Raw genomic sequence first — 15173 nt, forward strand, 5'->3', positions numbered from 1 at the left:
TTCGGCATCCCAGTAAAGCTTTGCCCGCTTTTTATGCCAATGTCGTGCATTCTTCGACTTGCGCACAAGCTTCGGCTCTCCTTTCATGCCGATGCTGCCCTTTCTTCGGCAGTCTCGCTCCTCTTCACTCTCTTTCCATGCCGATGTTTGTACATAGTTCGGATTGCGATCTAGTTTCGTCGTTTGTCTCGAGGAGAGAACGGGTGCCCAGTGTTTGCATCCATTTGATCGCTCAGCCTTTTTTATGGTCAGCTCTGAAACACAGCCCCAGGATGTAAACTTGAGCACTTTCACCCGTTATCCAGATGCGATACTGCTTTTTTCAACCAATCATAAAAAAAAGACCGCCCGCAGGCAGCCTTCTTCCCTTACCCCAAACCGATGATGTGATAACCTCCGTCGACATGGAGCGTTTCTCCGGTCATACCTTTTGACAAATCGCTCATTAAAAAGAGTGCGGTGTCACCAACTTCTTCTTGGGTGACTCCCCGTTTCAACGGCGCTTTTTCTTCCATTTCCTTCAAGGAACTGTTAAAATCGGCGACGCCTTTGGCAGAAAGCGTACGGATCGGACCGGCGGAAATGGCATTTACTCGTATGCCATGCTGGCCAAGGTCGTTCGCGAGGTAGCGGACATTTGCATCCAACGCCGCTTTCGCAACCCCCATCACGTTATAATTTTTCACGACGCGTTCGCCGCCGAGATACGTCATCGTCATGATCGAGCCGTTTTCTGCCATCATGTCATTTTTTTGCACGGCATTCGCCACAGCAATCAACGAATAAGCGCTAATATCATGCGCAACTTTAAACCCTTCCCGCGATGTCTCCACGAACGAGCCTTCAAGGTCTTCTTTTTTTGCATACGCGATGCAATGGGCCAATCCGTGAATTGTGCCCACTTCATCTTTGATTTGACGAAAAGTAGCGTCGATTTCCTCGTCGTTCGTAATATCACATGGATATACAAAGGTTTCTGTTTCTAATGTGCCCGCTAATTCACGGACATTTTTTCCGAGACGTTCACCGGCATATGTAAATACAATGTTTGCTCCGGCTTCTGCCAGACGCCGGGAGATGCCCCAGGCAATGCTTCTTTTGTTCGCCACACCCATCACGACATAGGTGCGTCCTTCCAAAGATAAACTCATTTTGGCCAGACTCCTTTCTCTGCATTCTTGTCCCGAGTATAGCACTTTTTAACAAATCGGTCATTTCTATTTTAAGCGAATCTTTGCTATGATTCCAAAAGGTGATGCAAATGGTGAAAGGTTTGGATTTTATCGGTGATATTCATGGATGCAGAAAAGAGCTCCATGCGCTTCTACAAAAATTGGGCTACGAAAAGAAAAAAGGGACCTACACGCATCCCGAGCATCGAAAACTGGTTTTTATCGGCGATATTACCGACCGAGGGCCGGATTCCGTGAACGTCATTGAAGATGTGTCCACCCTCGTCAACAAAGAGACCGCCTATTACATCCCCGGCAATCATTGCGATAAACTTTATCGGTATTTTCTCGGGCGGCCGGTGCAAATTCGCCACGGCCTGGAGACGACAGTCGCTGAGCTCCACGCGCTCCCGGAAGCTTCCTATCAACGGATTCGCCGCTCTTTTATGCGTTTATTCGAAGAGGCGCCCCTGTACGCTGCTTTCCATCATGACGAAATCGTTGCCGCCCATGCCGGCATTCGCAGAAATGACATCGGCAAGACAAACAAAGCTGTGCGATCATTCGTCCTGTACGGGGATGTGGATCAAGGGGAGCAAAGGCCGGGGCAACTTCCAAAACGGAGAGATTGGGTGGTAAAAGAAACAAATGAATCTCCTTGGATTGTTTATGGCCATACTCCCGTAAAAACACCGAGGGTATTTCGCCGTACGATTAACATCGATACCGGCTGTGTCTTTGGCGGGGCGCTGACTGCCTTTCGTTATCCGGAAATCACTACTGTCAGTGTCCCTTCCCGACAACCGGGGCAAACCCAAAAATTTCGCACTTACGAGCAGTCGGAAGAACTGGCCGCTTACCGATAAGAAAAACGCGCGTGAAACCTCACGGTTTTATTTTAAAAGAGAAAGGAACCAATCAATGAAACTTACATGGACCCTCAGTTTGACAAGTTTTTTTCTAATGTTATCTGCTTGTGCCCCTGAAGCCGAAATCAGCCATGTGGAAGAGGAGACAGCCATTCTTTTGTTTAGCGAAGAGGAGGAGGCGGTGATTTCCTTCAGCGCCTTGATGAGCAACCAGTCAGAACGGCCGTCGGACGAGCTGGTCATAAACTGGGAAGTCAACGATGAAGAGGTGCTGGACCTTTTCAGTGAACCTGAGTTGGTGATGGAATCCGAAGGGGAATCCTTTTCCATTGGCGGAGGGGAACGTTTTATGGTCAGTGAAACGTATTTTCTTGATGAAGCGCCCGCGGATACGGAAGCGCTTAGCGGTGCGATCGACGGTGTCGTCACAAACGAGGATGGCGAAGAGGTGGACCGCTTTACATTTGATCAAATAGAGGAAGCTTGAAAAGGGCGACGAATCACTTCAGTCGCCGATAAACGATTCCTTCACACGCTTCCAAAACGGAAAAGGACGAAAGCGGGCAAAGCGCACGTGCTCGGTTGCCACACGGCACTGAATCGAAGCGATGTCTTGATGAACAAATGACTTATGGTCAACAGTCAGTTGCAACCCTACATCGTTTAATGGTTTCAACAAACAGGTATGGTGCTCCGGCAGAATAAGGGGGGAACCAATCGTCCGGTACACACGATTATTGATGGAGGCCATTTCAGCGATTTGCATAGAAGCAAGGGATGGATGCAAAATGGCCCCTCCCAATGCTTTGTTATAGGCAGTACTCCCCGATGGGGTGGAGATACACAGTCCATCCCCTCTAAACGTCTCGAAAACCTCCCCTTTGATCTCAACATTGCAGACAAGCGAGCCTTCCGTTGTTTTTACGGTGCATTCGTTTAACGGAAGGTACCGGTCTGTATTATTATTCTCCCCATGATAGCGGACGACCACTTCAAGCAGAGGATATTCGACAACTTGAAAAGGTGTCTTGGCAATATGAATGATTAATTTGTCCACTTCTTCCGGTTGCCAATCGGCATAAAATCCCAAATGGCCGGTATGGACACCGACAAAACAAGTATCTTCTAACCGGTGCTTATGCTCGTGAAAAGCTTCGAGAAGGGTGCCGTCACCGCCGACAGAGATGACCACCTCCGGTTCTTCTTTGTCGACGGTGAGCCCATGTTCTTTCAATTCACTCCGGATGTGTCCGGCGATCTCATTCGACACATCATCTCCCCGTGACGTTACATCAAACTTCATGACTTATTCCCCCTTTCATTTATAGGGTCCTTTATTTTCTTCCCGGCGTTTGGTAATGATCGTTTGCGCTTCCCGAACCTCATCTTGAATCTTGGACATCTCTTCGTCCAAGTTATAGGCAGCTTCCGCGGCACGAACGAGGCGACGCTTCACATGCTCCGGTATCTCCCCACTGTATTTATAATTGAGGGAATGTTCAATGGTTGCCCAGAAGTTCATCGCCATGGTACGAATTTGAATTTCTACAAGCACATGTCTCGTGCCATCGATCGTGTGGACCGGATAATCAATCACCATATGATACGAGCGATACCCGCTCGATTTTTTCTCTTTTATATAATCTCTTTCGCTGATCACCGTTATATCATTTCGCGACCGCAACATCTCTACCACGGTGTCAATATCGGTCACAAATTGACAGACGATCCGCAGTCCCGCGATATCTTGCATCTCTGTGTGCAGATGTTCCAAAGATATATTTTTCCTTTTGGCTTTCTCCTGGATGCTCGTCATCGGTTTCACACGACCGGTAACAAATTCAATCGGTGTATGTTTGGAAGAACGTTGATATTGATCTCTCAAGCTTTTAAATTTTACTTTTAATTCTTCAACCGCCTGGTGGTAAGGAGATAGGAAAATCGCCCATCCGTTCATAAGAACCCTCCCTCAATTGTCCGTTGGAATCGGGAAATGTTTTTCAACGGCGCTAACCATTTCAGGTCCGTAATTATTATTCCCTTGAATGATATCAAGAAACATGTCCAGCTCCTCGTGAATGTCCGCAAATTCGACGCTGGACGTATCAAGGTATATGGGCGTCCGCTCCAGGTGACTTTTGTTGAGCTCCGGCCAAAATCCCTCCGAAATATGTACTTGAACAAACACGCCTTCTGAATCAAAAATATAAACGAGTGCAAAATTGTCCGAGTCGGCCAACAGACGGCCGGTAGGGATTAACGGTTGCTCCGGGTTACGATCCGTTTCCAGGTAAAGCCCGTCTTCTTTATGACGCGCCACTTTCACATTCATTACATCCATGTTTATCCGGCTCCTTTTCAATCGTTGTTGCCCTCTCATCTCTGTGTCATAATGCCGGCAGGAGGATGATCACATGAATCGTTCGTTTGACGAACTTGAAATCGAGGGCAAGCGTCTCCTTAACGCGCAAGAATTTATGAAAATACAGAGGTATTTTCAATTAACTGAGGATGATTTTATTATCCAGCACAATCACTATTTTGACACATCCGAATTTCAATTAAAAGAACAAAGCGCCGCCTTACGAATTCGTGATAAAAGCGGGGCTTATGTACTGACGTTAAAAGCGCGAAACGAGGACGGGGTGATGGAAAAACATCAGCCGCTTGCCTCACATGAATGGAGCGAAGGTGCTCCGCTGACACAGCTCACGAATGGAGGCCCCGTTCAAACCTATCTGGAAAAAGAATGGGGGATCCCTTTTCACGAGCTACATGCTTTAGGGCGATTAACGACACGTCGCGCAGAGCTCTCATATGAAAAAGGACTCCTAGCCCTGGATGAAAGCTATTATTTCGACGATGTCGATTATGAACTGGAATACGAGGGGAATTCCCAAGGTCATGTTCAAAAGGCGCTGACACAGATCGCTTCTCGTGTTGGTCTCGATCCCCACGGCACCGAACCGCAACCGAAAATTCAACGTTTTCTTTCAGCCGCTGAGGGCCGCACGCGCTAAAACCGAGCTCCATTTCTACACCCGTTATTTTTCGTCGATGTCTGGGACTTTCATCTTTTTTCCGGAAAAGTCTTGTTTTTAACACAAGCTCTGCTATAGTCATATTATATCATTTGTTTGAGGAGTATAAAAAATGAATGACATGCACGCCTTGCTTTTAAGCCTTCAACCATCAGGGGCTGTTTCAAAACCACAAAAAAATTTCATGGAAAAACAACCGTCTGTTGACTTCGCTACGCTACTCGCCCGTGTGGAATCAGAAGAAAAACACGAAAAAACTTCGCCCTTTGATTTTGCCAGCGACCGATCGCTGTATGACCAACCGATGAACGAACCGGCTACGTCACCGGCTGCCGCGGGAGCGTTGGAGACCGATCCGACCCTCCCCACTATTGAAGCGGGAAACCAGGAGGCCAACGCTTTGCCTGATTCGCCGTATAACCATCTTATCGAAGCTTCCGCGGAAAAACACGGCGTGGACGCCGGCTTGATCTACGCGATTATCAAGCATGAATCCAACTTCCGTTCGGATGCCACAAGCCATGCCGGGGCAACGGGGCTGATGCAATTAATGCCGGAAACCGCCCGTGGTTTGGGAGTGACAGAAGCAAAGGATCCGGCGCAGAATATCGAGGGGGGCACCCGCTATATCCGCGATATGCTTAACCGTTACGAGGGTGATTTGGAAAAAGCCCTCGCCGCCTACAACGCAGGTCCCGGGAATGTGGACAAATATGGCGGCCTCCCTCCTTTCCAGGAAACAACGGCCTATGTTCCGAGAGTCATGGATACCTACGAAAGTTTGGCTTAATAGAAGCGGCGTAGCCCTATCGCTCGCGATAAGGGACGTCGCTTTTTTATGCACATGGATCCTCCGGGCGCGTCAGCAAGCAGAATAAATGCGCTTCCCTGTCAGCGATCCATTACGCCGACACACCTTTCATTCACAGCCCCCGGTACTAATTTTTCCCTGCAAGCATAGGATTTGAACGTTTCATGAAGCCTTGCTACAATAAAGTGAAACTTCCATCCGCACACGAGATGCTAACGCTCGTTCGCTCTAGTCACAAAAATGAATGGTACTTTCTAAGACAAATAGACACCTGTCATTATAAAAGCAATAAAAGTAGGTAAAAAGATGAGATACGTTGAAGGAACATTATACGAAGCAATCGGCGGCGAACATGCCATCGAGAAGATCGTAGAGCAATTTTACAACAGGGTTAGCGAACATCCGGAATTAATCCCAGTGTTTCCTGACGACCTGACAGAAACAAGACGAAAACAAAAGCAGTTTCTTACCCAGTTTTGCGGAGGCCCTAACCTATTCACCCAAGAACACGGGCATCCACGATTGCGGGCACGTCACCTACCATTCCCAATCACTCCGGTCAAAGCAGAGGCCTGGTTGAATTGTATGGAACGTGCGCTGCGTGCAAGTAAACTTGAAAACGAAAAAGCCGTTCATGAATTATATCAACGGTTAACTTTGACAGCCCATCATATGATTAACACCCAGCTATAAATCGGGAAGGAGCGTATCCCTTTGGTGAAGACAAATCAACAGAGCTGTAATGATAGCTTCGGCGTTTGTGGCGTTGAAATGGAAGAACAGAAGCAAACGATGAACCAGCAAAAACTGGAAATTTATATCTTTACAGATCCTCTTTGCCCAGATTGCTGGGGATTTGAACCAGTCATAAAAAAATTCAGGCTAGAGTACGGCCATCTGTGTAAAATGCGCTTTTTCATCGTCCCCGAAGCCGCGAGTTGGTGTGTGAATGAACAAAACCAAAAGTCGCTTGCCGACCTTTGGGAAGAAACCTCCTCACGTACCGGGATGTGTTGTGATGGAGATATATGGCATGAAAACCCGCTCACTCAATCAGAAACGCCTTCCATCGCTGTAAAGGCTGCCGAAATGCAGGGGCGGCAATATGGCTTGCGATATTTACGACGATTACGTGAAGCTCTCTTTGTTAAAAAGGAAAATATTTCGCAAGAAGACGTGTTACTGGATTGTGCGAAACAGGCAAATTTGGATATTCATGAGTTCCATAAAGACCTCCATTCAGATTTGGCACGCAAAGCTTTAGATGCTGACATCAAAACAACGCATGAAATGGGTGCCGGAGATGTTCCGACAATGATTTTTTTAACGATTGCATCGAAGATGCCGGGTTAAAAATTTCAGGCTTACACGACTTTCCTGTATACGTGGATATCCTGGGGAAAATGCTCGGATCTACTCCAATCCCACGGCCAAAAATGGACATCGACGAATTTATGAAAAACGATGGGCTCGTTGCTACCCAGGAAGTGGCGCAAGTGTACGATTTATCCATGAAAGAAGCAACCTCCCGTTTGAAAGCATTACAATTGCAACAAAAAATCGAATGCATCCCCGTAAAAAAAGGATCCTTCTGGAAAGCAGACAGGGCATGGCAAGAGTAGTATAAACCGACGCGTTTGCCTCCGTTCAGCTGCCCTAGTTCGAATAGAACTGGGGCAGGTTTTTTTGATTCACTCAGTCTTTTTAGCGATCTAGAGGCACGTTTTATCTATTCATGACCTCCGGAAAACAGACCGATTGACATTCTATCATCACGACGGCCTCAAAAAACAGATCGTTGGACGTCTTCATACGTTCCATAAATCACGACGACCGCCGAAAACAGATCGTTGGACATGGACATACCGGTTGGAAACTTATGCAAGGAAGCCTATTTGCCCTTTTTTTCCATTTTTTAGATCGAACGCTGGACCTAACGATTGTTTCCGTTTCCCAACACCGTTTTTTAGTGATGAAATCGGAAACGTTCATCATATACTTAGAACAGACGTAGCCAAGGGGGATCGACGATGCAAAACGTGATGATAAGCATCCTTACAATCTTAGTTGGGTATATGTTATTTCTTGTCTCGGTTCTGCGCTTATTTCCATTGATCATTGCTGTACCTTTATTTTTGGTCTCCATTATCGTTAGCGTCCATTTTCTCAACGAGCGCGGGCGATTCAAAGGTTTCTCATGATGCCCTCTCGGCACTGAATGACCACGCTCACCTGAATACATCAGCAAACAAAAAGAAAACCCTCCGAATGAGGGTTTCCCTTTCCCTATTTTGCCATCAAATCATCTGCAATGTCTTCCGCTTGTTCCAATAACGTTTCAAATTGATGCATGGCCGCTTGGATGGGCGCCGGGTCGGTCATATCAACCCCTGCCCCCTTCAACAGTTCAATCGGGTAATCCGAACTTCCGGACTTCAGAAAGGATAAATACCGGTTCACAGCCGGCTCTCCTTCTTCCAATATTTTGCTGCTTAGTGCAACCGCGGCGCTGTACCCGGTTGCATACTGATAAACGTAGAAATTCATATAAAAATGGGGAATCCGTGACCATTCGAGCGCGATCGCCTCATCATATTCAATTTCTTCCCCAAAATATTTTCGATTCAAATCAAGATACGCGGATTTAAGATATTCCGGGGTCAACGCTTCCCCTTCTGCCGCTTTTTGATGGATCAATTGCTCGAATTCCGCAAACATCGTCTGCCGGAAAACCGTTCCCTTAAACCCTTCCAATTGTTGATTGAGCAAATAGAGTTTATCGGCTTTGCTCTCGGTTTTTTGTTTTAACGAATGAGAGAGCAAAAGCTCATTAACGGTGGAAGCCACTTCCGCGACGAAGATGGTATAGTCGCCATATGGATACGGCTGGTGTTTATGAGTGAAGTAGCTATGCATGGAGTGGCCAAGTTCATGGGCAAGGGTGTACATTTCGTCAATGCTGTCTTGCCAATTCATCAGGATGTATGGCTGCGTTAAATAAGCCCCGGAAGAATAAGCACCGCTCGCCTTCCCTTTATTTTCGTGAACGTCGACCCATCCGTTTTTTTCCAATCCATCCGTCATGGCATTGATATAATCATTCCCCAATGGCTTTAAGGCTTTGGTAATTTCTGATTTTGCCTCTTCGTATCCGAAATCAAAAGCCTCGCTTTCCACTAACGGGGCGTATAAATCATAAAAATGAAGCTCTTCCAATTGAAGCAACTTTTTTCGCAACCGTAAATACCGTTGATAAAGATGAAGGTGGTCATTGACGACCGTGACGAGCTGATCATACACCTTTTCGGGGATATGATTGGTGTGCATGGCTTGCGCACGGGCCGAAGGATAATTCCGCGTTTCGGCATAAAATTGATTACGCTTCACCTGTCCGCTCAACAAGCTGGCCAGCGTGTTCTCATGGCCCCTATACGAACGATACAACGACGCAAATGCATCTCTACGAACGTTCCGATTTTTATTTTGCAACAGTTGAATGAAACGGCCGTTGCTCACCGCTGTTTCGTTTCCATTTTCATCTTCGATCGAATCAAAGGTCATATCAGCATCCGAGAGCATCGAAAATGCTTGCCCTGCTTGATCTGTCACCTCGGAAGCCTTTGCAAGCAGCCCTTCTTCTTTTTCCGATAAAACGTGGGGCCTGCGTTCGTTTAGCAAAGCCAATTCATGCGTATACAATTGCAGCGGTTCATATACGCTTGTCCAACGCTTGAGTGTTTCTTCTGCTACGGACAAAATTTCCGGTTCGTAAAACGCGATGGAAGCACTGAAACGAGTGATCAACGAACGTGCGCGGTCAAACAACCCTTGATAAAAACTGTCGGACGTATCTTCATCATTTTTCAGATGGGCATAGACGACAACTTTTTCCAGCTCCATGCCGGCCTCATCCCGTTGTTTCAGTCCTTCATACAACGCTTCCGCCGAATCTGCTAGTTTCCCTTGAAAGGATTGAAGATTCGGCAATTGTTTTTCCACGCTTTTAAATGCTTGTTCCCATTCATTTGCATCCGCAAAAATCGCTTCCACGTCCCATTTACGTTCAGTGGGAATGTCGGAACGTTCAGGAACATTTGTGCTGGTTGTCATGGCGATCCCTCCTCTATCTTCCTTCCATCATAAGGGAAAATAGGTCCTCGGGGCAACGGAATCGTTCACGGCGCAAAGCCTCTCTGCATACTGTTGATCCATCGCAAACCCTTCGTCGGGCGATTGAGGCCATCGTGGCATTTGCATGAGGGTAAACGTATCGTCCGCATGGAGCATTAACACACGAAGGCGCACTAAAAGCCGAAGGTACTCGTCCATTAATATCCGGGCACGCGTAACAGGCAGGTGTAAATACGTGGATAGCCATTGTTTCGCTGTTCCCAAGGTTTGTAACGAAATAAAGGTTTGGCGATTAAAATGGGAAAGAATGTGTAAAAAAAGCCAAGATTGCCAAAGGACTGGTGATTCATTTACCCATGGTTGTCCGGGCAGAAACCAGCCAGCTTCGGGGGGATGTAAATGAATGGGGATTTTATCGCGAAGCAACTGCGCTTGTACGATCGTTGAAAACGGGGTCGATGGTGGGCGTTTCCCGTAACGGGTTTCTTTTTTATAGATGAGAAGTGCGCTTCGTTGCATCTCTCGCGGGACGGTAGCGGGCGTACGCACACACTCCAGTGTAGATGGCGGCAATCGATGGGCAATGAAACGGGCATGGGCTTTTTTCGGAGAGAGGTAAGCATTCAGGTGTGCGGTCCAAAAAAGAGAGGGCGGCTGAAAATAAAAGAGAGCGGGCATCCTTTGCAAATAGGTGTCCCGGAGTTCTGACGAATGCCCGAGATAGGCAGCTTCCCACTGCCATTCCTTGAGATAAACAACGCTCCCTTTTCGCCGCAAATGATCATACGGCATCACCCAGAGAACTTGAACGCCAATGGAATGATACAACGCTGTACGCCTTCGTATTTGTTCGCGGTCAACGGTTGAGCATTGGTATTCAACGGCAATCGTGTCGTTTTTGTTTTTGACGAGGAGGTCGGCGCGTTGATTACTTTCGGGCAAAAAGGCCTCCACGTGCACCTCTGCCCCTTGCGCTTTCAGCCATCGATAAAGCAAAGCCTTCCCTTCCAGGTGGCGTTCGGACTCAGGATTGGACGTTGGGCACGCGGTGTTGGGATGATGGGCAAAATGAGGCCTTCGTTTCCTCCCTTTTTTCAACTGCAAATGTTCTTTGCAAACCTGGCAATACCATCCGTCGTTCGCTTCAATATACGCGCGGTCCGCGTTATTTAACAGCGAGACCGTCCGTCCTGAGTAGGAGGTGGCGGTAAACATCGGGGATCAATCCTTTCGTGGGGAATGGTTGCGAAGGGTGCTCTTACTGTATTCACCGCGCAGGCGTCTTTTTCCTTCTTTTTTATACTATAGTCCTTTCACACGGTTTCACAGTATTAGAAAACTTGGCTTTTCGCCAAGCTTTTATGGCGAAAGCTTTCGTTGCATTTATGCAGATAAGAAGGTTGATTTATACTTTCTTATCTGCTAAAAAAACGCTGCCCACAACATTGGGTCAGCGTTCGTACCGCTCTTACGAGAAGTAGGCATCCAATACTTCCACACCATTTTCCGGCACAACCGTTTTGCCGTATTCACGGATGCGATGGATGGAAACATCTGATTCATGGCCATATTCCAATACTCTGCTCAAGATGTTATCCTGTTCTTCTTCATCGTAATAATCATCAAAAACGATATGAAGGTAATATACATTCTCCATTGCGTAAATTTCATTTTGCACATAATCCAACTTAACGGCCTTGCTTAAAGAGAGCAAGTCTTCTAAATCCGCGAACGCAATCACGATGCTGAGTGGGTCTTCAGCGTTTGCATTGTCCCTGCTTTTATGCTTTGAACGCAACTGCTCGTCGAGCATGTCGACAATATTGTCGTCTACGTCATTATCATCTTTATCCTTACCTACCGGGATCTCCAGTTTCACATTCCCATCACTCATGTGGCCACGGGTGACCACGATCTCCAGTCCATTATTAAATGCCTGGACTTGAATCCATAATGGTCCTTCTATTTCAAAGTTCTCATGATCATACGCTTCGTTAATCATATCAAAGAAGAACTCTTCTCCCCGCTCTCGATTGTACCAGATCTCATCGCTGTCAAAGCCTCTGTCCTCGATATCTGCATACGTCACATAAAACTTAATGGTCGTATCATTGATTCTTTCGATTTCCACGATTTCTCCCTCCTCGGGTCAAAGTGGACCAGTAACATATTATTTCTTTTACCCAAGCGTCTGTTCAGCGTTTGTGCCCATTTTCTATTGCTTTTTTAAATGATGGTAACGTAAGTGTACCATTTTATATGGGTGGAATGCCATCTTTTCGTTCTCTAATTTTTTATTTTTCTCGTCCATGTTCGTCCGTGGGGGTCTGATAACGGGTCTTCGTTTACTGTATAAAATTTCAGGTCTGTTTATGCGTATTCATTCCGTTAAAAAAACTTCTATCTGTGGTGGATAGAAGTTTGATTGTCGATGCATTAATTCACGAGTTTTTGGGCTTCTTGCAAAAAGTACGTCCGGATTTTTCGAGGTAAGAACCGACGAATTTCGGCTTCATTATATCCGACTTGGAGACGTTTATCATCATAGATGATCGGCCTTCTCAATAAGCCGGGATGCTCACTGATAAGCTCAAACAGTCGATGCAGAGATAATGTATCGACATCAATGTCCAATTCCTGAAAGATTTTCGAGCGCTTGGAGACAATTTCATCTGTCCCGTCCTCCGTCATACGGATAACATCTTTAACCTCTTCCACGGAAAGCGGTTCTGCAAACACATTCCTTTCCTGAAAAGGGATATCATGTTCTTCCAACCACCCTTTCGCTTTTCGACAAGAAGTACAACTCGGTGAAGTTAGTAACGTCACCATCTGACCCTCTCCTTTCAACCCGATTGACGTTCAGCTGCCCCACTATTGCTATTTAAGAGATCTATCATAAAGAGGTCAACTACAGTATTAAAAACAGTGTCGAAATCCATTCGATTTATCCCGGTGGTAAGCGCCCGTAAAACTCCCGCTTTACATCCCTTAAGCGGAGTTAACGGGCAGCTAACACCCCGATTCGTTCAACTAACCATCAGAGGGGAAGTTTCACTTTATCTAAAAGCAGAAGTTGCATGCATATCATTCGCATTTATAATTATACAATAATGGTTCTAATCTAGCAAGGGGCCTTTTGATTTTACACAAGATTATTCGAATCGGCACTGATTCCCTGATACCCGGGACGTAACCTGTTTAAACGTTCCTTTTTTATCAGTAGATGATTTCTCATTTACATCGGTTTATTTGTTTCATTTCATCCTCGTTCGTATGATCCTTTACGTTTTCTGTATAAGTCTTCCCGACATTTCATAACAAATATTCAGGAATGTCGGTTCGTAGAAGGCGATACGTTTATGGTCCGGTTGAGCCAATCAGATAACCTTGCCATTTTTTATCAATCAGCCTTTCTAGATTTACATTCTTTCAGCAAATGATGAATGTCCTCCTCTCGAACAAAAAATAGGCTTAACGAGGATATAATCATTGATTTATTGTAAAACTAGGTGAGGCGAGCACCAATCGCCAAAAAGAAAAAGGGTGATCCCCATGGTCTTTCTTATTTTTCTCATCGCGGTTGTGATAACCGTCGTTTCCGCAACGAAACTTTCTACATATGCGGATGCCATCAGCCGTCTGTCGGGGCTCGGCTCCCTCCTTATCGGCACGTTTCTCCTAGCCGTGGCCACCGCTTTGCCGGAAGTAACGACCACCGTCAGCGCGATTTATTTGGATAATCCGGATTTGGCGGTCGGTAATATTTTCGGCAGCAACCATTCCAACTTATTGATCTTGGCTGTTTTCGACCTCGTTTTCCGAAAACGGAAAATGCTGTCCCACATCCACCGACAACAACGCTACACGGCTTTGTTTGGGATGCTGATGATCCTTATCACAGCCATTGCCATATTCACAACCGTGGAAATCCCTTTCATTGGCGTGGGCATTGAAAGCCTTCTCATCATTGTGCTGTATTTATTAAGCTTATGGGTTATCCAACGCACGGCCGGTGCCGGTGAGGAAGAAGACGAAGCAACTGAAGCCTCGCGGGAAGAAGAAAAATATTCGATGAAACACGCGGTCATCGGGTTTATCATTACCGCGATTGTTATTTTTATTTCCGGTACCGCCCTCACGTTTTCCGGCGATGAAATCGCCGTCATCACCGGCCTTGGTTCCAGTTTTGTCGGCAGTTTTTTGATCGCGGCCTCGACGTCCCTGCCGGAAGTGATGACAGTATGGACGGCTTTGAAGTTAAACAATGAAAACTTGGCGGCAGCGTCCATTTTTGGAAGTAACTTGTTTAACTTGGTTATTTTGGTTGTCTGCGACCTGCTTTACACAGGTTCCCTTTTGCAAGCCGCGTCGATGAGCCATACGGTAACCGTCCTTTTATTGCTTATGAATAGTATTCTTATCTCCTATGCTGTATCTTCCGATCAACGTCACCGGTTTTACACATGGCCTTCGCTGCTCATTATATTGTTCTACGTGTTGACGATGCTCTGGTTGTATATCGTTTAGAAAGACGTTGACTTCTCACCAAAAATGGCGAAAGTCAACGTCTTCTTAGCCCATCCTCTGAACATTTATCATTCCTGATCGAAAAAGGCCTGATCGTAATGCGATGGGCGTTTCACTCGAAAGCCTTTAAAACTTGCGATTTATCAAGCGGTCCATAAAAAGGTTTCACGATTTGGTGTTGTTCATCGATGGCATAGGTAGTCGGGATACCTTGCACCCCGTAACTTTTTGCAATACGCCCCTCGCGATCAATGACGATCGGCATTTGCAACCCTTGGTGAAACGGTTCAATATCAGTGTCTTTTCGCTCGGAGGTGGCCATGTTGACAGCTAGCACCTCAATTCCTTTGTCTTGCAGCGACTCATAATGATCCGAAAGCATGGGCAACTCTTGCTGACAGACTTCACACCACGTGGTAAAAAAGATGAGAAGGATATTTTTTCCTTCATAATCCCGGAGAGAAATAGCGTTTCCGTCCAAATCTTCCGCCTCAAAATGCGCAGCTTGCATGACTGGCACCGAATCTTCCCTTCCTTCCGCATTTGCATCGTCGAAAACACTCACGATCAATCCGGCAACCAATAAGAACATAGCAATAAATAATTTCCGCAAACGATC

Annotated in this window: 18 protein-coding genes; 9 read left to right on the forward strand and 9 right to left on the reverse strand. The window is 46.3% G+C overall.

Annotation, left to right across the window (positions count from 1 at the left end; translation table 11 throughout):
* Positions 1-368 precede the first annotated feature (368 nt).
* The gene (gene fabI, locus DT065_RS06250) at positions 369-1151 is read right to left on the reverse strand and encodes an enoyl-ACP reductase FabI (protein WP_114371739.1); all 783 of its coding nucleotides are present in this window, start codon (positions 1149-1151) and stop codon (positions 369-371) included.
* A 110-nt stretch (positions 1152-1261) separates the two neighbouring features.
* Between fabI and prpE the strand changes: the two genes are divergently transcribed.
* Together prpE and DT065_RS06260 are read left to right on the forward strand one after the other, a co-directional pair.
* Positions 1262-2038, forward strand: a complete 777-nt coding sequence (prpE, locus tag DT065_RS06255) for a bis(5'-nucleosyl)-tetraphosphatase PrpE (protein ID WP_114371741.1) — start codon at positions 1262-1264, stop codon at positions 2036-2038.
* A gap of 55 nt (positions 2039-2093) precedes the next feature.
* Positions 2094-2528 carry a hypothetical protein gene (locus tag DT065_RS06260; RefSeq protein WP_114371743.1) on the forward strand — a complete coding sequence of 145 codons (435 nt, stop codon included), beginning with the start codon at positions 2094-2096 and terminating at the stop codon, positions 2526-2528.
* Positions 2529-2546: 18 nt separating this feature from the next.
* Here DT065_RS06260 and DT065_RS06265 read toward each other — a convergent pair whose 3' ends face one another.
* Genes DT065_RS06265 through DT065_RS06275 form a run of 3 tightly spaced genes read right to left on the reverse strand, consistent with a single transcriptional unit; the run spans position 2547 to position 4382 of the window.
* Positions 2547-3344, reverse strand: a complete 798-nt coding sequence (locus DT065_RS06265; RefSeq protein WP_114371745.1) for an NAD kinase — start codon at positions 3342-3344, stop codon at positions 2547-2549.
* 15 nt (positions 3345-3359) lie between these two features.
* Positions 3360-3998: a GTP diphosphokinase gene (yjbM, locus tag DT065_RS06270; protein ID WP_114371747.1), complete on the reverse strand. Its 639-nt coding sequence runs from the start codon at positions 3996-3998 to the stop codon at positions 3360-3362.
* A gap of 12 nt (positions 3999-4010) precedes the next feature.
* The gene (locus tag DT065_RS06275; protein ID WP_114371750.1) at positions 4011-4382 is read right to left on the reverse strand and encodes a UPF0738 family protein; all 372 of its coding nucleotides are present in this window, start codon (positions 4380-4382) and stop codon (positions 4011-4013) included.
* Between the two features lie 73 nt (positions 4383-4455).
* Here DT065_RS06275 and DT065_RS06280 point away from each other — a divergent pair, with 73 nt between their 5' ends.
* From DT065_RS06280 to DT065_RS18805, 6 genes are all read left to right on the forward strand, one after another.
* Positions 4456-5061 (forward strand): CYTH domain-containing protein, encoded by a 606-nt coding sequence (locus DT065_RS06280; RefSeq protein ID WP_114371752.1) that lies wholly within the window; start codon positions 4456-4458, stop codon positions 5059-5061.
* Positions 5062-5194: 133 nt separating this feature from the next.
* Positions 5195-5872, forward strand: coding sequence for a lytic transglycosylase domain-containing protein (locus DT065_RS06285; RefSeq protein ID WP_227002745.1), 678 nt, complete (start codon positions 5195-5197; stop codon positions 5870-5872).
* A 327-nt stretch (positions 5873-6199) separates the two neighbouring features.
* Positions 6200-6586 (forward strand): globin domain-containing protein, encoded by a 387-nt coding sequence (locus tag DT065_RS06290; RefSeq protein ID WP_114371754.1) that lies wholly within the window; start codon positions 6200-6202, stop codon positions 6584-6586.
* 24 nt (positions 6587-6610) lie between these two features.
* Entirely contained in the window at positions 6611-7246 is a 636-nt protein-coding gene (locus DT065_RS06295) for a DsbA family protein (protein ID WP_227002795.1), read from the forward strand.
* Positions 7247-7347: 101 nt separating this feature from the next.
* Positions 7348-7515: a hypothetical protein gene (locus DT065_RS06300; protein ID WP_160112431.1), complete on the forward strand. Its 168-nt coding sequence runs from the start codon at positions 7348-7350 to the stop codon at positions 7513-7515.
* A gap of 408 nt (positions 7516-7923) precedes the next feature.
* Positions 7924-8094, forward strand: a complete 171-nt coding sequence (locus DT065_RS18805; protein WP_160112432.1) for a hypothetical protein — start codon at positions 7924-7926, stop codon at positions 8092-8094.
* Between the two features lie 85 nt (positions 8095-8179).
* Here DT065_RS18805 and pepF read toward each other — a convergent pair whose 3' ends face one another.
* The 4 genes from pepF to spxA form a co-directional block, all read right to left on the reverse strand.
* On the reverse strand, positions 8180-10003 hold the full coding sequence (gene pepF, locus DT065_RS06305) for an oligoendopeptidase F (protein ID WP_114371760.1): 1824 nt from the start codon (positions 10001-10003) through the stop codon (positions 8180-8182).
* A 27-nt stretch (positions 10004-10030) separates the two neighbouring features.
* Complete coding sequence (locus DT065_RS06310) at positions 10031-11239, reverse strand: competence protein CoiA (RefSeq protein WP_114371762.1); 1209 nt, start codon at positions 11237-11239, stop codon at positions 10031-10033.
* Positions 11240-11492: 253 nt separating this feature from the next.
* Positions 11493-12155 carry an adaptor protein MecA gene (gene mecA, locus DT065_RS06315; RefSeq protein ID WP_114371763.1) on the reverse strand — a complete coding sequence of 221 codons (663 nt, stop codon included), beginning with the start codon at positions 12153-12155 and terminating at the stop codon, positions 11493-11495.
* 305 nt (positions 12156-12460) lie between these two features.
* Positions 12461-12856, reverse strand: a complete 396-nt coding sequence (gene spxA / locus DT065_RS06320) for a transcriptional regulator SpxA (protein WP_114371765.1) — start codon at positions 12854-12856, stop codon at positions 12461-12463.
* A 723-nt stretch (positions 12857-13579) separates the two neighbouring features.
* Between spxA and DT065_RS06325 the strand changes: the two genes are divergently transcribed.
* Entirely contained in the window at positions 13580-14554 is a 975-nt protein-coding gene (locus DT065_RS06325; RefSeq protein WP_114371766.1) for a sodium:calcium antiporter, read from the forward strand.
* 112 nt (positions 14555-14666) lie between these two features.
* Here the strand turns inward: DT065_RS06325 and DT065_RS06330 are convergent, their stop codons facing one another.
* Positions 14667-15167, reverse strand: coding sequence for a peroxiredoxin family protein (locus DT065_RS06330; protein WP_114371768.1), 501 nt, complete (start codon positions 15165-15167; stop codon positions 14667-14669).
* Between the last annotated feature and the right edge of the window lie 6 nt (positions 15168-15173).

Source organism: Salicibibacter kimchii, from assembly GCF_003336365.1.
In the GTDB taxonomy this organism is placed as follows: Bacteria; Bacillota; Bacilli; order Bacillales; family Marinococcaceae; genus Salicibibacter; species Salicibibacter kimchii.